The sequence below is a fragment of the Lentzea sp. NPDC036949 genome (genome assembly GCF_055608075.1).
Window position 1 is genome coordinate 159,724 of the sequence record NZ_JBVJRA010000001.1, and the last position, 17,567, is coordinate 177,290.

Annotated in this window: 17 protein-coding genes; 3 read left to right on the forward strand and 14 right to left on the reverse strand. The window is 71.2% G+C overall.

The window, feature by feature from the left end; translation table 11 throughout:
* Nucleotides 1-29: 29 nt before the first annotated feature.
* Entirely contained in the window at nt 30-1,589 is a 1,560-nt protein-coding gene (guaA, locus tag ACZ7CD_RS00790) for a glutamine-hydrolyzing GMP synthase (protein ID WP_470370045.1), read from the reverse strand.
* Nucleotides 1,590-1,777: 188 nt separating this feature from the next.
* Here guaA and ACZ7CD_RS00795 point away from each other — a divergent pair, with 188 nt between their 5' ends.
* Nucleotides 1,778-3,223: an aldehyde dehydrogenase family protein gene (locus ACZ7CD_RS00795; protein ID WP_470378121.1), complete on the forward strand. Its 1,446-nt coding sequence runs from the start codon at nt 1,778-1,780 to the stop codon at nt 3,221-3,223.
* Between the two features lie 13 nt (nt 3,224-3,236).
* On the opposite strand, the gene ACZ7CD_RS00800 is transcribed toward ACZ7CD_RS00795, so the two are convergent.
* The 8 genes from ACZ7CD_RS00800 to guaB form a co-directional block, all read right to left on the reverse strand.
* Nucleotides 3,237-4,562 carry an FAD-binding oxidoreductase gene (locus ACZ7CD_RS00800; RefSeq protein WP_360395828.1) on the reverse strand — a complete coding sequence of 442 codons (1,326 nt, stop codon included), beginning with the start codon at nt 4,560-4,562 and terminating at the stop codon, nt 3,237-3,239.
* Nucleotides 4,563-4,626: 64 nt separating this feature from the next.
* Entirely contained in the window at nt 4,627-5,880 is a 1,254-nt protein-coding gene (locus ACZ7CD_RS00805) for an FAD-dependent monooxygenase (RefSeq protein WP_360395826.1), read from the reverse strand.
* Nucleotides 5,877-6,836: an MBL fold metallo-hydrolase gene (locus tag ACZ7CD_RS00810; RefSeq protein WP_360395824.1), complete on the reverse strand. Its 960-nt coding sequence runs from the start codon at nt 6,834-6,836 to the stop codon at nt 5,877-5,879. Before ACZ7CD_RS00810 ends, ACZ7CD_RS00805 begins: the two co-directional genes overlap by 4 nt.
* Before the next feature lie 28 nt (nt 6,837-6,864).
* Nucleotides 6,865-8,541, reverse strand: a complete 1,677-nt coding sequence (locus ACZ7CD_RS00815) for a GMC family oxidoreductase (protein WP_360395822.1) — start codon at nt 8,539-8,541, stop codon at nt 6,865-6,867.
* Between the two features lie 55 nt (nt 8,542-8,596).
* The gene (locus tag ACZ7CD_RS00820; RefSeq protein ID WP_360395820.1) at nt 8,597-8,800 is read right to left on the reverse strand and encodes a hypothetical protein; all 204 of its coding nucleotides are present in this window, start codon (nt 8,798-8,800) and stop codon (nt 8,597-8,599) included.
* A gap of 39 nt (nt 8,801-8,839) precedes the next feature.
* Entirely contained in the window at nt 8,840-9,187 is a 348-nt protein-coding gene (locus ACZ7CD_RS00825) for a hypothetical protein (RefSeq protein ID WP_470378122.1), read from the reverse strand.
* Nucleotides 9,188-9,247: 60 nt separating this feature from the next.
* Complete coding sequence (locus tag ACZ7CD_RS00830) at nt 9,248-10,381, reverse strand: GuaB3 family IMP dehydrogenase-related protein (protein WP_360395816.1); 1,134 nt, start codon at nt 10,379-10,381, stop codon at nt 9,248-9,250.
* 117 nt (nt 10,382-10,498) lie between these two features.
* Nucleotides 10,499-12,010 (reverse strand): IMP dehydrogenase, encoded by a 1,512-nt coding sequence (gene guaB, locus ACZ7CD_RS00835; protein ID WP_470370040.1) that lies wholly within the window; start codon nt 12,008-12,010, stop codon nt 10,499-10,501.
* 124 nt (nt 12,011-12,134) lie between these two features.
* On the opposite strand from guaB, the gene ACZ7CD_RS00840 reads away from it, so the two are divergent.
* Complete coding sequence (locus ACZ7CD_RS00840) at nt 12,135-12,521, forward strand: DUF5319 domain-containing protein (RefSeq protein ID WP_360395812.1); 387 nt, start codon at nt 12,135-12,137, stop codon at nt 12,519-12,521.
* A gap of 204 nt (nt 12,522-12,725) precedes the next feature.
* Here ACZ7CD_RS00840 and ACZ7CD_RS00845 read toward each other — a convergent pair whose 3' ends face one another.
* The 5 genes from ACZ7CD_RS00845 to ACZ7CD_RS00865 form a co-directional block, all read right to left on the reverse strand.
* Complete coding sequence (locus ACZ7CD_RS00845) at nt 12,726-13,607, reverse strand: anti-sigma-D factor RsdA (RefSeq protein WP_360395810.1); 882 nt, start codon at nt 13,605-13,607, stop codon at nt 12,726-12,728.
* Nucleotides 13,608-14,180, reverse strand: a complete 573-nt coding sequence (locus tag ACZ7CD_RS00850; RefSeq protein WP_360396063.1) for a sigma-70 family RNA polymerase sigma factor — start codon at nt 14,178-14,180, stop codon at nt 13,608-13,610. It abuts the gene before it with no gap.
* Between the two features lie 240 nt (nt 14,181-14,420).
* On the reverse strand, nt 14,421-15,017 hold the full coding sequence (locus ACZ7CD_RS00855; RefSeq protein ID WP_030471988.1) for a response regulator transcription factor: 597 nt from the start codon (nt 15,015-15,017) through the stop codon (nt 14,421-14,423).
* 81 nt (nt 15,018-15,098) lie between these two features.
* Nucleotides 15,099-16,004 (reverse strand): hypothetical protein, encoded by a 906-nt coding sequence (locus ACZ7CD_RS00860; protein ID WP_470370039.1) that lies wholly within the window; start codon nt 16,002-16,004, stop codon nt 15,099-15,101.
* Between the two features lie 17 nt (nt 16,005-16,021).
* Complete coding sequence (locus tag ACZ7CD_RS00865; protein ID WP_360395806.1) at nt 16,022-16,972, reverse strand: MerR family transcriptional regulator; 951 nt, start codon at nt 16,970-16,972, stop codon at nt 16,022-16,024.
* A gap of 168 nt (nt 16,973-17,140) precedes the next feature.
* On the opposite strand from ACZ7CD_RS00865, the gene ACZ7CD_RS00870 reads away from it, so the two are divergent.
* The gene (locus ACZ7CD_RS00870; RefSeq protein WP_086663892.1) at nt 17,141-17,437 is read left to right on the forward strand and encodes a WhiB family transcriptional regulator; all 297 of its coding nucleotides are present in this window, start codon (nt 17,141-17,143) and stop codon (nt 17,435-17,437) included.
* Nucleotides 17,438-17,567: the final 130 nt, after the last annotated feature.

Below are 17,567 nucleotides of genomic sequence, written 5' to 3' on the forward strand. Positions count from 1 at the left end.
GGCGTCCTGCCGGGGGCCTCGTCACGTGGTCACTCCCACTCGATGGTGCCCGGCGGCTTCGACGTCACGTCGAGCACCACCCGGTTGACCTCCGCCACCTCGTTGGTGATCCGGGTGGAGATCCGCTCCAGCACCTCGTAGGGCAGGCGGGTCCAGTCGGCGGTCATGGCGTCCTCGGACGACACCGGGCGCAGCACGACCGGGTGGCCGTAGGTGCGGCCGTCGCCCTGGACGCCGACGCTGCGGACGTCCGCGAGCAGCACGACCGGGCACTGCCAGATCTGCCGGTCGAGGCCTGCGGCGGTGAGTTCCTCGCGGGCGATGGCGTCGGCCTGGCGCAGGGTGTCGAGGCGGTCCTGGGTGACCTCGCCGATGATGCGGATGCCGAGGCCGGGGCCGGGGAACGGCTGGCGCTGCACGATGGTCTCGGGCAGGCCGAGCTCGGTGCCGACGCGGCGGACCTCGTCCTTGAACAGCGCGCGCAGCGGTTCGACCAGCTCGAACTGCAGGTCGTCCGGCAGGCCGCCGACGTTGTGGTGCGACTTGATGTTCGCGGTGCCCGCGCCGCCGCCGGACTCGACGACGTCGGGGTAGAGGGTGCCCTGGACGAGGAAGCGGTAGTCGCCCTCGGCCTTGAGGTCGCGCTCGGCCTGTTCGAACACGCGGATGAACTCGCGGCCGATGATCTTGCGCTTCTCCTCCGGGTCCGTGACGCCGGCCAGGGCGGTCAGGAACCGCTCGCGGGCGTCGACGGTCACCAGGTTGATGCCCGTCGCGGCCACGTAGTCGCGCTCGACCTGGGCGCGCTCGCCGGAGCGCAGCAGGCCGTGGTCGACGAAGACGCAGGTGAGGCGGTCGCCGATGGCGCGCTGGACCAGGGCGGCGGCCACGGCGGAGTCGACGCCGCCGGACAGGCCGCAGATGGCCTTGCCGTCACCGATCTGCTCGCGGATGCGGGCGACCTGCTCGTCCACGATGGACGAGGTGGTCCACTGCGGGCGCAGGCCGGCGATGTCGTGCAGGAACCGGCGCAGCACCTCCTGGCCGTGCGGCGAGTGGTGCACCTCCGGGTGGTACTGCACACCGGCGAACCGGCGTTCGGTGTCCTCGAACGCGGCGACCGGGGCGCCCTCGCTGGTCGCGGTGACCGTGAAGCCCTCGGGGGCCTTGGTGACGGCGTCGCCGTGGCTCATCCACACCGGGTGGCTCGCGGGCAGCTCCGTGTGCAGCGCGCCCGCCTCCGCGGTGATGCCGAGGTCGGTGCGGCCGTACTCGCGGGTGCCGGTGTGCGCGACCTCGCCGCCGAGGGCGCGGGCCATCGCCTGGAAGCCGTAGCAGATGCCGAAGACCGGGACACCGGTCTCGAACAGCTTGGCGTCGACCTGCGGCGCGCCCTCTTCGTAGACGCTCGACGGGCCACCGGACAGCACGATGGCCAACGGGTTCTTGTCGAGGATCTCGCTCACCGTCGCGGTGTGCGGGACCACCTCGGAGTAGACCTGGGCCTCGCGGACGCGGCGGGCGATCAGCTGCGCGTACTGGGCGCCGAAGTCGACGACGAGAACAGGGCGGTTGCTGGTGTCGGACACGGCCTAAGGATGTCATGCGCCGCAGGTCGGGCGCCTACCGGTGGCCGGGTTGACCAGGTGTTCGAGACCGGACCACCAGACGTGGGAACGGGTTGCGGTCCCCGGTGAGGTTGGCCACGCGGGCGGACCCCGAAGGCAGTCGCGCGCTCAGCGGGTGCCAACCGGCGGTCAGGGCCTACCGTGAGCCCATGGACGCGTTCACGCCACAACCGAGGCCGTGCTGGATCGCCGGCCGTCCCGAACAGGGCGAGCAGGCGCTGGGTGTGTTCCACCCGTTCGACGGCACCGAGGTGGCCTCGGTCGCCGTGCCGAGCCCTGACCAGGTGGAACGTGCCGTCGCCGCTGCCCACGCCGTGGCCCGCGAGTTCCGCAGAACACCGGCGCACGTGCGCGCGACCGCGTTGCAGCAGGTCGCGCAGGCCCTGACCGACCGCGCGGAGGAGATCGCCGAGACGATCACCGCCGAGAACGGCAAGCCGCTCAAGTGGGCCGAGGTCGAGGTCCAGCGCGCGGTGAACACGTTCCGGTTCGCCGCCGAGGAGGCCCGCCGGTTCAGCGGCGAGGTGCAGCGGCTGGACACCGACGCGGGCGGCGAGGGCCGGATGGCGATCGTGCGCCACGTGCCGCGCGGTCCCGTGCTGGCGGTGGCACCGTTCAACTTCCCGCTCAACCTGGTGGCGCACAAGGTCGCGCCGGCGCTCGCGGTGGGTGCGCCGGTGGTTGTGAAACCCGCCTCGGCCACGCCGCTGAGCGCGTTGCTGCTGGGCGAGGTCCTCGCCCAGACCGACCTGCCGGAGGGCGTGTTCTCCGTGCTCCCGGTGCGGGGCAAGGACATGGAGAAGCTCGTCACCGACGAACGGCTGCCCGTCATCTCCTTCACCGGGTCGACGAAGGTCGGCTGGTCGCTGATGGACTCCGCGCCGCGCAAGCACGTCGTGATGGAGCTGGGCAGCAACGCCGCCGCCGTCGTCTGTCCTGATTGGACGGACCTGGACTTCGCGGCGCAGCGGATCGCGACGTTCGGCAACTACCAGGCCGGGCAGTCGTGCATCGCGGTGCAGCGGGTGGTCGTGGACCGGTCGGTGGCCGGGGAGTTCGTGCCGAAGCTCGTCGAGAAGGTCGCCGCGCTGCGGACCGGCGACCCGCACGACCCCGAGGTCGAGGTCGGGCCGCTGATCGACGAGGACAACGCGCGCCGCGTCGAGGAGTGGGTGCTGATGGCCGCCGACGCGGGCGCCAAGGTGCTCACCGGCGGCAAGCGCACCGGCGCGACGGTCGAGCCGACCGTGCTGACCGACGTGCCGATGGACGCGAAGGTGTGGCGCGAAGAGGTCTTCGGGCCGGTGCTCGTGGTGTCCGTGGTCGACGGCGTCGAGGAGGCGTTCGCGCAGGTCAACGACTCGAAGTACGGGCTGCAGGCCGGGGTGTTCACCCGTGACGTGCAGGTCGCGTTCGAGGCGGCGGCCGAGCTGGAGGTCGGCGGCGTGATCATCGGTGACGTGCCGTCCTACCGCGCCGACCAGATGCCCTACGGCGGCGTGAAGGGCTCGGGCACCGGGCGCGAGGGCGTCCGGTCGGCGATGGAGGACTTCACCGAGGAACGGGTGACCGTCCTGACCGGAGTTCAGATCTAGGCACGGGATCGCGCTACAGCCCCTGGGCGAACGCGAGCACCCGGTCGGGGTCGTAGCGGCGGCGCACCTCCCGCAACCGCGGGAGGTTGCGGCCGTAGTAGGCCCTCGCCCAGTCCGGCATCTCCGGGTCCACGTAGTTGACGTACCCGGTGGTGCCGGTGCCGAGCCCGTCGCGCAACGACGCCAGGATCCGCCGGCCCTCCGCCTCGGTGCGGCCGTCCACGACGTTGACGTAGCACTGGGCACTGGCCTTGGCCCGCCGGTGCGGGAACGCGGTCGCGTCCGGTGCGACCCGGCCGAGCGCGCCGCCGAACGAGTCGAACTGGATGCGGTACCGGCTGCCGCCCCGCAGCAGCTCGTCGACGCGGGAGCCGGGCACGTGCTCATAGGCCATCCGCGACGACGCCACGAACGCGGCACCGGTCTCGTCGCCGCCCGCGTAGAACCGCATGGCCTCCAGGTAGGTCAGCTCCTCGACGACCCGCTGAGTGCCCTTCGGCATCCGGTCGAGCAACGGGTGCAGGTCCTTCGCGGGACCGAGGTAGGTGCCGCCGACCGCGGTGCTGGTGGGCGTGCCGGAGAGCGTCTCGCAGATCGCCCACAGCTCGTCCGGGGCGTCGGCGAACCACTCCTGCCACGCGTCGACCACGTCGGCGGTCGCGCCGTCCGGGTACAGCAGCAGGAAGCGGGTGATGTCCGGCGCGGGCACGCTGCGGAACGTGAACGACGTGACGATGCCGAAGTTGCCGCCGCCACCGCCGCGCAGCGCCCAGAACAGGCCGGGCTCGGAGTCCGCGGACGCCGTGCGCACGCAGCCGTCCGGCGTGACGATCCGCGCGCTGAGCAGGTTGTCACAGGTCAAACCGTACTTGCGGCCGATCACGCCGATGCCGCCGCCGAGCGTGAGACCGCTGATGCCGACGGACTTGCAGGTGCCACCCGGCACCGCGCGGCCGCGTGCGCCGATGGTCTCGTAGAGGTCGCCGAGCCGGATGCCGCTGCCGACCCGCACGTCGGTGCCGCGGAAGCGCACGTCGTTCAACGCGCTCACGTCGACGACGAGGCCGTTCTCCGGCACCGAGTAGCCCGCGTAGCTGTGCCTGCCGCTGCGGGCGGCGACCGGGATGCCCTGGTGCGAGGCGAAGTCCAGGCACGCCTGCACGTCCTCGGTCCGCACGCACCGGGCGATGGCGGCCGGCCTGCGGTGGGCGTAGACCGTGTTGAACGGCAGCCGCAGCGCGTCGTAGCCGGTGTCCTGCGGCAGGACGAGCCGCTCGCCCAGCCTGCGCCGCAGCCTCCCCCAGTCCGTGTCCGCCGCGGCGGTGCCACCGATCCCCATGCCCGCGACCGATAACCCGGTTCCCCGTAAGAAAGTCCTTCTGCTCATCCCCATGTGGTCCAGTTCACCAGCCCAGCGCGCGACGCGTCACCTCATCGCTCGCCGCGGTGCCGGCGACGTGACCGTCCGGCCTGATCAGGCGGCCGTCCCGCACCAGGAACCCCGGCCCGGCCACGCGAGATCCCGCGATCAGCTCGCCGCCATCCGTGGTCAGCGGGGAGTCGGTGTAGGCGAACGGGGTGAACAGCTTGCCCGAGTCGATGCCCTCACCGGACTCCAGCGCACGCTGCCGTTGCGCGCGCTCGTCGTCGTTGCCCGGCACCAGGAAGCGCATGGTGGCGCCGGTGATGCGCAGGTTCTCGTCGGCGGCGGCACCGCGCTCGACGTCGTAGGACCGCAACAGACCCGGCCCGGCCTCGCCGTTGCGGTCGGCGGCGATCTTCCACGCCGCGTTGTCCGCGTCGCAGATCCCCGAGTTCAGGCCGCGCGCGCCGAACGGGCTCATGACGTGCGCCGCGTCGCCCGCGAGCAGGACCCGGCCGACGCGGAACGTCGCCGCTCGCCGCTGGTGGAAGCGGTACGTGGACTGCCAGACGACCTCGTACGGCTTGTCGCCGACGATCGCGCGGAGGTGGTCGTCGGTGAGCTCGACGTACTCGGCGACCTGCCAGTCGATCCGCCACACGCCGTCCGGTTGCGGGTGCAGCAACACCTGGCGGCCTGGGTTCCACGGCGGGTCGAAGTAGAAGCGGCGTTCCGGTGCCGGGAAGTCCAGGTCGACGCGCACGTCGGCGATGATGAACCGGTCGTCGAACGAGAAACCCTCGAACGGCACGCCGAGCAGCCGCCGCACGGTCGAGTGCGCGCCGTCCGCGGCGATGCAGTGGGTGCCGGCGATTCCGTCCGATGTGGACACACCGTCGGCGTCCCAGGTCAGGCCGGTGACCTCGTGGCCGTAGCGCAGCTCGACCAACGGCTCGGCGCGGACCCGCTCCTCCAGGATGCGCTCGACGACGGTCTGCGGGGTGTTCACGAACGGCGGGAAGCCCGCTGCCGCCGGGAAGGTCAGGGTCGCCACCTCGCGGTCGCGGTGGTAGGTCCGGCCGGTGTACCAGGTGACGCCGGCGTCGGCCACGGCCTGCCCGGCGCCGACCCGTTCGAGGACCTCCAGCACGTCGCGCTGCACGCAGATCGACCGGCTGCCCACGCGGGACCGCTCGGTGGCCTTCTCCAGCACCACGCTGGGCACACCGGCGCGGGCCAGCAGCAGCGCCGCCGTGAGCCCGACCGGGCCCGCACCGACGACCAGCACGGTCATTGCAGGGCGTCCCAGACGGCGCGGTCGCGGCGCGCGGTCCAGATCTCCGGCCAGTCCTTGCCGTCGCACTCGTCCCAGTAGCGCTGCACGTCGAACGGCAGGCAGTGCTCGAAGATCGGCCAGCGGCCGTACCGGGGCGCCAGGGTCTCGCGGGCCAGCTCGAAGGCCTGCTTGAGCGTGCCGCCCTCGGCGTGCACCCCGCCGACCGTGCGGCGCAGCTCGTCCAGGAAGTGCCTGCTCTGCGCGATCGCGGCCTCGACCTCGATCCGGTCGCGGGCCACCTTGCCGCGGCCACCCACCAGGACCTCGGCGCCGAGGTCCTCCACGTTGTCCAAAGTGGACGTCGCCCACTCGTCGTGGAACGCGTCACCGGTGTAGAGCGCGGCCTGCGACTCGACCAGGTCGCCCGCGAAGAGGATGCGCTGCTGCGGCAGCCACGCCACGACGTCGCCCGCGGTGTGGCCGCGGCCCAGGTGCTGCAGCACGAGGTCGCCGCGTTCGCCGCCGAGCGGGATGGTCATGCGGTCGGAGAACGTGAGCGTCGGCCAGGTCAGGCCGGGGATCTCGGCCGGCTGCTCGAACAGCCGCGGCATGCGGCCGTACTCGCTCTCCCAGTCCTGCCGGCCGCGTTCGGCGATCAGGACCCGCGTCATCTCGTGCGCCACGACCTCCTGCGCGTCGAACGCGCTGGCGCCCAGTGTGCGGACGGCGTGGTAGTGGCTCAGCACGAGGTAGCGGACCGGCTTCTTCGTGTGCTTGCGCAGGGTCGCGAGCCAGCGGCGCGCGGCCGCGGGGGTGGCGCGCGCCTCGAAGCAGATCAGGAAGTCGTCGGCCTCGATCGCACCGACGTTGGGGTCGCCTTCGGCGGTCAGGGTGTAGACGCCCTCGGCGAGCTCGACGAAGACCTCGTCCTTGTCGGCGAGGTCCGCGCTGGAAGCGAACGGCTTCTTGGCCATGCCTCCACGGTAGCCAAAGTGATCGAGGTCAGGACACCTCCACGATCGGCAACCGCAGCGCGGCCGGGGCCTGCTCGGGGACCGCCGGGGTGCGCGGCTTCGCCGGGTTGATCCGCCGGTACGGCTCGCCCTGCGCCGGCCGCTGGTCCCGCTCACCCTTGTTCGGCCAGAGCGAGAACGCCCGCTCCGCCTGCGCGGTGATGGTGAGCGACGGGTTCACGCCGAGGTTGGCGCTGATCGCCGCACCGTCCACAACGGACAGACCGGGGTAGCCGTGGACCCGGTGGTACGGGTCGATCACGCCCTCGGCCGGGGTGCTGGAGATGGCGCAGCCGCCGATGAAGTGCGCGGTCAGCGGGATGTTGAACAGCTCGCCCCAGGTGCCGCCGGCGATGCCGTCGATGTGCTCGGCCGCGAGCAGGTTGGCCCGGTGGCCGGCCGGGATGAACGCCGGGTTGGGCTCGCCGTGGCCCTGCTCGCTGGTGAGCTTGCCGCGCTTGAGGAACGTGGTGATGGAGTTGTCGAGGCTCTGCATCACCAGCAGGATCACCGTGCGCTCGCTCCACCGGTGCACGCTGAGCAGCCGCAGCAGCTTGAGCGGGTGCTTGACCGCTTCGCGCAGGAACTGCAGCCACCTCGGCACGCTCGCCGAGCCGTCGGTGGCGAGCGTCTGCAGCAGGCCCATGGCGTTGCTGCCCTTGCCGTACCGGACGGGCTCGATGTGCGTGATCTCGTCGGGGTGGATCGAGCTCGTGATCGCGACACCCCTGGTGAAGTCGTTCTGCGGGTCCACGGTGTACCGCCCGGCCCCGATGATCGCCTCGGAGTTGGTGCGGGTGAGCTCGCCGAGCTTGGCCGAGATCTTCGGCAGCGTGGTGGCCCTGGCCCGGTGGAGCAGCTGCTGCGTGCCCCAGGTGCCGGCCGCGACCACGACCTGGTCGGCGGTGAACGTGGCCCTGGCGCGGCCACCGGTCTGCTTGGCCTGGACCGTCCACCGGCCACCGGACTCGCTCAGCCCGGTCACCGTGGTCAGCGGGAAGACCTTCGCCCCGAGCTGTTCCGCGAGGTAGAGGTAGTTCTTGACCAGCGTGTTCTTGGCGCCGACCCGGCAGCCGGACATGCAGCTGCCGCACTCGGTGCAGCCGGTCCTGGCCGGTCCCGCACCACCGAAGTAGGGGTCCTCCGCCGGCTTGCCGGGTTCGCCGAAGAAGACGCCGACGGGCGTGGGGTGGTAGCTGTCCTCGACGCCCATGTCCTTCGCGACCTTCCGCATGACGACGTCGCTCGGTGTCGTGGTCGGGTTCGTGACCACGCCCAGCATCCGGCTCGCCTGGTCGTAGAACGGGTCGAGCTCGGCCTGCCAGTCGGTGATGTGCGCCCACTGCCGGTCCTCGTAGAACGGCTTGAGCGGCCGGTACAGCGTGTTCGCGTACACCAGGCTGCCGCCGCCGACGCCCGCCCCGGCCAGCACCATCACGTTGCGCAGCAGGTGGATGCGCTGGATTCCGAAGCACCTGAGCTGCGGCGCCCACAGGTACCTCTTCAGGTCCCAGCTGGTCTTGGCGAACTCGTCGTCGGCGAAGCGACGGCCGGCTTCGAGCACGGCGACGCGATAGCCCTTCTCGGTCAGCCGGAGCGCGGCCACGCTCCCGCCGAACCCGGAGCCGACGATGACGACGTCGAAGTTACCGGCGAGTTCACCCATGTACCGGAGAGTAGGCGTTACTTCGGGTAACGCCTAGTCCCCCATCGATTCAGAGTCAGAGGACCAGGCCCTCGATGACCCAGACCGAGAACGCCACGACCAACGCCATGATCACCAGTCCACCGCAGATGAACAGCGCGAGGGCCTTCCAGCCGATGCTGTTCTCGTCAGCGGTCTCCTCCTGCACCTCGTCGACCTCGGGCTCCTCGACCGTGTCGACGCTGCTGTTGTCCTTGCCGAACAGGGCATCCAGTTCCACGCACTACAGGACGCACGGGACACCGGTTCGGTTGCAAGATCAGCTCTGCGCCCAGGCCGCGACCGGGAGGCTGAGGTAGACGCCCACGTCGAGCAGGCCGGTGGCGTTCACGACGGCCGCGCACAGACCGTCGACCCGGTCCTGCCGGTTGGCCGCGCGGCTCTCGAACCACTTCGACCTGACCTCGACGACGATGTCCATGCCGGTCGAGTCGAACGGTCCGCGCGGCCGGAAGCGCAGCTCGACGTCACCGGGCTGGAGGTTGCCGTCGTAGGGCTCCTCCGGGCATTCGACCGCCACCGAGACGGCGTGCGGGAGCGTCGCGGCGAGGTCCTTGAGCAGGGCGTGGGGGATGTGGGGGGCGTACGTGATCTCGACGAGCGGCACGGGACCCAGCAAAGCAGAAGGGCGCGTCCCAACCGGAACGCGCCCTTCCGCAGCAGACGACTAGCCCCGGATGGTCAAGCCGACCTTCTGGAACTCCTTGAGGTCCGAGTAACCGGTCTTCGCCATGGCCCTCTTGAGCGCGCCGAACAGGTTCGTCACGCCGCGCGGGTCCGACGACGGCCCGAACAGCAGGGTGCGCAGGTCGAGCTCCTGGTCCACGGCCTCGGCGACGAGGCTGCGCGGCACCGACGGGTGCGCCGACGACGCGGTCCAGTACAGGCCCTGACCGGGTGCCTCGGTCGCGGCGGCGAGCGGCTCGCCGAGCATCACGGCGTCCGCACCGCAGGCGATGGCCTTCGCGACCTCGCCGGAGGTCTGCATGCCGCCGTCGGCGATGACGTGCACGTACCGGCCACCGGTCTCGTCGAGGTAGTCGCGGCGGGCAGCCGCCGCGTCCGAGATGGCCGTGGCCATCGGCACGCCGATGCCCAGCACCGAGTCCGTGGTCGTGACGCCGGGCGAGTAGCCGTAGCCGACGATCACGCCCGCCGCGCCGGTGCGCATGAGGTGCATGGCCGTGCGGTAGTCGCCGACACCGCCGGCGATCACCGGGACGTCGAGGTCCGCGATGAACGACTTCAGGTTCAGCGGCTCACCGTCGCGCGACACGTGCTCGGCCGAGATGATCGTGCCCTGCACGACCAGGATCTCGACGCCCGCGGCCAGCAGGTCCGGGGTGAGCTCGGCGGCGCGCTGCGGGCTGACCCGCGCCGCCACCGTGACGCCCGACTCGCGGATCTGCTTGATCGCCTCGGCGATGAGGTCCATCCGCAGCGGGGCGGCGTGCAGCTCCTGCAGCACCTTGACCGCCGCTGCCGGGTCGTCGCTGTCCTCGGTGGCCTGCACGAGGCGGAACAACGCCTCGTCCACGTCACCGTGGCGGGCCCAGAGGCCCTCGGCGTTGAGCACGCCGAGTCCGCCCAGCTCGCCGATCGCGACCGCCGTGCCCGGCGACACGATCGCGTCCGTCGGGTGGGTGATCAGCGGGATGTCGAAGCGGTAGGCATCGATCTGCCACGTCGTGGAGACGTCCTTCGACGACCTCGTCCGACGCGACGGGATGATCTCGATGTCGTCCAGCTCGTAGGCCCGCCTCGCGGTCCGGCCCATGCCGATCTCGACCAGATCGCGCACCTGTTGTTCTCCTTCGTCCGGGGGTCTGGGGGCCGCCCCCAGAGAAAACACGGCGGGCGAGCGTGGTCCGCGCTTTCCGCGGACGCACCTCACCCCTGAGCGAACAGCCGACAGACCTTAACGGGTCGTGTAGTTCGGGGCCTCGACGGTCATGGTGATGTCGTGCGGGTGCGACTCCTTGAGCCCCGCCGCGGTGATGCGCACGAGCTGCGCGTCCTGCAGCTCCGCGATCGTGCGGGAGCCCGTGTAGCCCATCGCCGCGCGCAGACCGCCGTTGAGCTGGTGCACGACCTGCGACAGCGGGCCGCGGAACGGCGTGCGGCCCTCGATGCCCTCCGGGACCAGCTTGTCCTCGTTGAGCACGTCGTCCTGGAAGTAGCGGTCCTTCGAGAACGACTTGTTCTCGCCGCGCGACTGCATCGCCGCCAGCGAGCCCATGCCGCGGTAGGTCTTGAACTGCTTGCCGTTGACCAGGATCAGGTCGCCGGGCGCCTCCTGGGTGCCCGCGAGCAGCGAGCCGAGCATCACGGCGGACGCGCCGGCCGCGATGGCCTTCGCGATGTCGCCGGAGTACTGGATGCCGCCGTCGCCGATCACCGGCACACCGGCCGGGCGGCACGCGAGGGACGCCTCGTAGATCGCGGAGATCTGCGGCACGCCGACACCCGCGACGACGCGCGTGGTGCAGATCGAGCCCGGCCCGACACCGACCTTGACGCCGTCCGCGCCCGCGTCGATCAGCGCTTGGGCGCCGGCCCGCGTCGCGATGTTGCCGCCGACGACGTCCGTCGAGTCGCCGAGCTCCTTCTTGATGCGCGCGACCATCTCCAGCACGCCGCGCGAGTGGCCGTGCGCCGTGTCGACCATCAGCACGTCCACGCCGGCGTCCGCGAGCGTCATCGCGCGCACGAACGAGTCCTCTCCCACGCCCACGGCGGCGGCGCACAGCAGGCGGCCGTCCGGGTCCTTGGTGGCGTTCGGGTACTGCTCGGTCTTCACGAAGTCCTTGACCGTGATCAGGCCCTTGAGCTTGCCGTCACCGTCGACGATCGGCAGCTTCTCGACCTTGTGCCGGCGCAGCAGCCCCAGCGCGGCCTCGGCCGACACGCCGACCTGCGCCGTGACCAGCGGGCCGTTGGTCATGACCTCGCTGACCTTCTTGGAGTGGTCGAGCTCGAACCGCATGTCGCGGTTCGTGATGATGCCCACCAGCTTGTTGTTCGAGTCGGTCACCGGCACGCCGGAGATCCGGTAACGCGCGCACAGCGCGTCGACCTCGGCGAGCGTGGCGTCCGGCGAGCACGTGACCGGGTCGGTGACCATGCCGGCCTCGGACCGCTTCACGGTCTCCGCCTGCCGGGCCTGGTCCTCGACGCTGAGGTTGCGGTGCAGCACGCCGATGCCGCCCTGCCGCGCCATCGAGATCGCCATCCGGCCCTCGGTGACGGTGTCCATGGCGGCACTGGCCAGCGGAACCTTGAGGCTGATGTTGCGCGAGATCCTGGTGCTCGTGTCGACGCCGCTCGGGACGACGTCCGACTCGGCAGGCAGCAGGAGCACGTCGTCGAAGGTCAATCCCAGCATCGCGAACTTGCTCGGGACTCCGTCAGCGTTGAGCTCGCTGGTCATGGCGGGTGGCTTGCCTTCCGTCGTGCGGCACCTCCCGTCCCTGCGTCCGGTTTCCGCAGGCGGAGGCGGTGCTGCCCATGGTATCTGGACGTATCCCGGGGTACGGCGGGTACCGTGCGGGGTCGTGCCGCACGACGCGTTGCCACCAGACCCCTTCGCGGGCGACCCCGAGGACCCCGCGCGCGCTCTCGGTGAGCCCGACCACCACGACCACGACCCGATGGACGACGAGGAACGCGCCGAGCTGGTCAGCGACCTCAGCGACCTGGCCGTCTACCAGGCCCTCCTCGAACACAGGGGCGTTCGCGGCATCGTCGTGGACTGCGGCGAGTGCCAGGAACCGCACTTCCACGACTGGGCGTTGCTGCGCGCCTCGCTCGAACAGCTCCTCGCCGACGGCCGGATGCGGCCGCACGAGCCGGCGTTCGACCCGGATCCGGGTGCGTACGTGAGCTGGGAGTACTGCCGCGGGTACGCGGACGGGGTGACGGCGACGGAGTCGGCTCGCTGACCTCTGCCCGAAATGTCCGGTTTTTCACCCGGACGAGGTGACCGAGGTCGCGGGGTGACGTTGGTCGCGCCCGGTCAGCCCGCCTCCGGCGGTTCCCGGTGACCGGCTGCCGCCGAACGGCCCATCCGGGTCACCCGAAATCCATTCCACCTGACGTGTGAACGCCCCTGACCTCGGCGAAGTCAGGGGCGTTCACAGCACGTCTCAGTTGGTTCCGGTTCCCTCGTTCACGCTGGTGACCCCGTTGGAACCCTGGGTCTCCCCCGGTGCGGGCGGAGGCGGCGGGGGTTCCTCGCCGTTCGACGTCGGGTCCGGCGGCGGAGGGGTCTCCGACGACGGGGACGTGGGCGGCGTGGTGGTCGAGGGCGCTGTCGTCGGCGTCGAGGACGGCGTCGTCGGCTTGGCGCTGGTCTCGGTCGGCTTGGTCACAACGGGCGGTGGCGTCGTGGGTGACGTCACCGACGTGTTCGTGCCCAGCTGCTTCTCGAGCTCCTTGTGCTTCTCCTCCAGCTGGGCCTTGCCGTCGTCGGTGTTGACGGAGCCCAGACTGGCCTCGATCTTGTTCAGCTTCTCGCGGGCCTCGGTCACCTTGCCCTCGCGCAGCGCGAGGCGGGCCGACTCCAGGTCGGTGTTGATGATGGCCGCGGCCTCGATCGACTTCGCGTGCTCGGAGTAGAGCACGCGGGTGAGACCCCAGAGCGCGTCGCCCGGCTGGGCGTCGCGGGCCACGAGGCTCACGCCGGTGAACGCGATGGCCAGCACGGCCGCGGCGCTCGCCAGCGGGATCAGGAAGCGGTGCCTGCTCACCGGCTGCGGACGGGCAGCCTGGATCGTGGCGATGGCGGTCTCGGTGTCGACGAGCTCCCCGAAGGGCTCGGTCTCCACCTCGTGCCGCCACGCGAGCAGCAACGCGTTCAGCTCGTCGTCGACCAGCGCGCCGGCCGCACCCGGAGTCGCGGACCCCAGCGCGTCCAGCAGCCGGTCATCGGCCTGTACAGCCGAAAGATCGTCTGCGACGGGCTCGTGCGGGGCTCTGTCGTCCTGTCCGCGCACTTCCTCGTCGTCCTTCCCGTGTTCGTCGGCCACTCAGACCACCTCCTCCGCTGCCAGCGACTTGCGGAGCCGAGCCAGCGCACGGTGTTGCGCCACCCGGACCGCACCCGGCGTCGAACCGACCGCCTCGGCAGTTTCCTCGGCGGAGAGTCCGACCACCACCCTCAACAGCAGGATCTCCCGCTGCTTCTCCGGCAGGACGCGCAACAGGACCGCCATCCGGCCGGAGAGCTCGCCCTGAAGGGCCCGTTGCTCAGGACCAGCTCCGGTCTCCGGCGCGTCGGGAACTTCGGGAACGGGCTCCGAGCGGTTCCTGGCGGCAGACCGATGTGCGTCGGCGACCTTGTGCGCCGCGATCCCGTAGACGAACGCGAGGAAGGGCCGACCCTGGTCGCGGTAGCTGGGCAATGCCGTGAGCACCGCGAGACACACCTCCTGGGCCACATCGTCCGCCGAAGCGAAGCTCCGCTCCTGCCTGCCAACTCTGGCGCGGCAGTACCGCACCACCAGAGGACGAATGGAGGCCAGCAGGCGTTCGATCGCCCGGCGGTCACCGTCGACGGCCGCGCCCACTTCGGCGTCCAGTCCGTCCCCCAAGTTGGTCATCGCAGACAACAGCCCTGGTGTTACTCGTTGGCGTACCGGCAGGGAACAACACGAGTCACTCACGGCGACTCGAAGCAGCAACCCTCACCGTACCGGTCAGCGGGCCGTCCGTTCATCAACGGGGCATGGACACACCGAGTGAACAACCGGCACGCCGAACGGCCGCAGCCCGGCGACATCGTCACCGGGCTGGGGGATTGCGGCTGATCGTGCGAACTCAGCCCAACGCTGTGGCCTGGACTACTGCACCAGACCGCGCCGGAAGCCGTGCGCCACCGCCTGCGCGCGGTCGCGGACGCCCAGCTTGCGGAACAAGCGGCGGGCGTGCGTCTTGACCGTGTCCTCCGACAGGTAGAGCTCGCGGCCGATCTGACCGTTGCTCTTGCCCTGGCTCATGCCGCGCAGCACCTGGAGCTCGCGCTCCGTGAGCTGCACGCCGGGGTCGGAGGGCTGGCGCGGTGCCGGTACGGAGGTGCTGGCGAGCGTGTGCGCGAGGGCTGCCACAAGCTCGGGGCGCGACGCGTCCCACCTCAGGTAGCCGCGGGCGCCACCGGCGATCGCGGCGGCGATGCTGCCCGCGTCGTCGGGGGCTCCGAACACGATGACGTTTGCCTGCGGGTTCGCGGAGACGAGCCGACGGGTTGCTTCCACCCCGGTCGGGACGGCGCGCTGGGTTCCCACCAGTACGACGTCGACCGGCTGCCTGGAAAAGCGAGCCAACAACTCGTCACCGTGCGCTACGCAGTCGATGCGGCTGACCCCGGGGACAGCCGACATCACGCGGGTGAGACCCTCACGCACACTGCGCCGGTCGTCGCAAATAAGGACCGTGGTCACGGGGACTCCTTTCCTGCAGCCGAGTGACGTTCCATATCCCCTATCGGACGCTGATGGCCCGACCTTGACACGATCCGGTGCTTAATCCGTCAAGAAGTTCGTCTGAGGGTCTGCATTCGGGGGTTCCCCGGAACGGAGCAGCCCGGTCGGCACCCAGGGGGACTCGAGGGCGACCCGACGGCTGACTGGATCAGCTCTGCGTAACACGCAGCTCAGAGCCTCCGTCGCCCGGTCGATGGCGGTTGCGCCCACCGTGGGGGCATGGTCTGCCAGCACCAGAGCGCTCGGCCAGATCAACGGTTGGAGCCCGCCCACGACGCTGTGATTTAGGTCACACTCGACCAGTTCAACCCCTCTGGCCGTGCCCTCGGGCGTCCCCGACACGATCAACGAGGTGCCCAGCACGAGGGCCGACTTCACGGTGTGGCGGACGGCTCCTGCCCTCGTCGCCACGCCGTGCGCCTCCTCGGCCGGTGCCACCGCGGCCCCGGCGTTCCCGGAGGCCAGCTCGACCTCCGCCCTCACCCAGCCGAACCGCACCGCGCTCCGCCAGGACGGGGTCCGCCCGACGCGGGCGAGCAGCCGGCGCGACTCGTGCGTCCGCCCGGCACCGATCGCGTCGGCGGCGAGCCCGAGCAGTGCGTCGGTGCGGGCCCCGGCGGCGTCCACCCCGTCCGGGTCGCCGGCGTCGTCGCCCCGCACGTGGGCGAGCGCCCGGCCGTCCAGGCCGCGGGCGAGGTGGTGCGCGCCGAGCTGGCGGTGGTGCGAGGCGCGGGTCGACAGGGCGAGCGAGGCGACGACCGGGTCGGGGTCGTGCCGCAGCGCGTCGAGGGCGGTCGCCGCGGCGGCGTAGTGCCCCTGCCCGCCGAGCACGACGGCGGCGAGCCAGCGCACCCGAGCGCTCGGCGCACCCAGCGCGGCCCAGACGTCGTCGCCCGGCGCGGCACCGAAAGCAGCCCGGCGCAGCGCGTCTTCTCCGGAGTTCACGAACAGGCAGTGTGCCGTCAGGTGACGGCGGCCTCGACCGCGGCCGCCGCGTCACCCAGGTCGTCGACCCGCTCGGCCGGCGTCGGCACCATCCCCCGCCGCCAGCCCGGCCCGCCGACGAACACCCGCACCTGCTGCCGGGTCCGCGGGACCGCCGCCAGCACTCCCGGATCGGCGTACCTGGGCAGCTGCGCCCACAGCACCACCGCCGACGGCGCGGTCCGCCGCACCGCCGCGGCCAGCGCGTCCGCCGGCAACGCCGCCCCGAGCAGCCGGACGACGATCCCGCGCTGCGCCAGCTCGGCCGCCAACGGGTAGAGCGGCAGGTTGTGCCGTTCCTCCGGCATGCACGCGAGCAGCACGGGCCGGTGGTTGCGCCCGAGGGTGACGAGCGGTGTCGCGCGGACGAACGAGGCGAGCACGCACTCGTTCAGCAGGTGCTCGACCTCCACGCCGGCACCCGACAGCTCCCACCGCGCGGAGACGGCGGCCAGCACCGGCCGCACGACCTCGTTCCACGTCGCGACCACGCCCTCGGAGGCGAGCGAGTCGGCCAGCACCTCCTGCACGGCGATCGAGTCCATGGCGAGCGCCGCACGACCGAGCCCGCGGGCGAGCCGGGAGGCACCCGGCAACTTCAGACCGCGGCCACCGGTGGGTGCGGCGGGCACCTCACCGTGCGTCATCGACGCCTTCGAGTCGAGCGCGAACCGGGCGGCTTCGGCCGACGAGGCGCCACGCAGGAGCGCGCGCTGCATCAGCTCAAGGCGGGCCACGTCACGCGGTCCGTACTTGCGGTGCCGTCCGACCGTGTGGCCGCTCGGCCCGAGTCCGTAGCGCCGGTCCCAGGTGCGCAGCGTCGCGGGTGCCACCCCGAGCCGCCTGGCCACCGCGGCCACGGACAGGAGGGGTTCACCCGTGTGACCACCGGCAGATCTGTGCTCCGGCTGGATCATCACGGCAAACATGTTCCGTTCACCTCTTCCGGGTGGCAACTCCGGGCGGTGAGTGATCGAACACGCGTGCTGTCACCCATCAGTTGATAAGGGTCTTCTGCCTCTTGAACAAGTATTGACGCGGTTCTACGGTGGATCTTCGTTAAGCCGAATGGAGCAGTCGTCACGGAGGCGGTCTCGATGGCGGACACCCGAAGGCTCCCCGGTCCCAACGCAGACCTGTGGGACTGGCAGATGCGCGGTTCGTGCCGGGGCATGGACAGCGCGTTCTTCTTCCACCCCGACGGTGAACGGGGTCCGGCGAGATCTCGCCGGGAGGCCCGGGCCAAGGCCGTCTGCCTCGCCTGCCCGGTGCTGGAGATGTGCCGCAGGCACGCGCTCGCGGTCCAGGAACCCTACGGAATCTGGGGCGGGCTCTCGGAGTCGGAACGCGACCACATCATCAAGGCGAGAAAACGCCAGCTGGCAATCGTCTGACCGGGTCGCCCTCTCCCCGTCGCTCTGCTGGCTTCAAGGGGGCGCGGGGTGGTGGACGAGAAGAACCGGGGCGGCACCACGTGAGTGGTGCCGCCCCGGTTCTCGTTCCAGCTCAGAGATCGCGGTCCCG

Excerpts from the sequence above, each read along its gene's own strand:
- ACZ7CD_RS00795 (WP_470378121.1), top strand. The coding sequence starts at position 1,778 with ATGGACGCGTTCACGCCACAACCGAGGCCGTGCTGGATCGCCGGCCGT.
- ACZ7CD_RS00800 (WP_360395828.1), bottom strand. The coding sequence starts at position 4,562 with ATGGGGATCGGTGGCACCGCCGCGGCGGACACGGACTGGGGGAGGCTG.
- ACZ7CD_RS00805 (WP_360395826.1), bottom strand. The coding sequence starts at position 5,880 with ATGACCGTGCTGGTCGTCGGTGCGGGCCCGGTCGGGCTCACGGCGGCG.
- ACZ7CD_RS00810 (WP_360395824.1), bottom strand. The coding sequence starts at position 6,836 with ATGGCCAAGAAGCCGTTCGCTTCCAGCGCGGACCTCGCCGACAAGGAC.
- ACZ7CD_RS00815 (WP_360395822.1), bottom strand. The coding sequence starts at position 8,541 with ATGGGTGAACTCGCCGGTAACTTCGACGTCGTCATCGTCGGCTCCGGG.
- guaB (WP_470370040.1), bottom strand. The coding sequence starts at position 12,010 with ATGACCAGCGAGCTCAACGCTGACGGAGTCCCGAGCAAGTTCGCGATG.
- ACZ7CD_RS00850 (WP_360396063.1), bottom strand. The coding sequence starts at position 14,180 with ATGACCAACTTGGGGGACGGACTGGACGCCGAAGTGGGCGCGGCCGTC.
- ACZ7CD_RS00865 (WP_360395806.1), bottom strand. The coding sequence starts at position 16,972 with ATGTTTGCCGTGATGATCCAGCCGGAGCACAGATCTGCCGGTGGTCAC.
- ACZ7CD_RS00870 (WP_086663892.1), top strand. The coding sequence starts at position 17,141 with ATGGCGGACACCCGAAGGCTCCCCGGTCCCAACGCAGACCTGTGGGAC.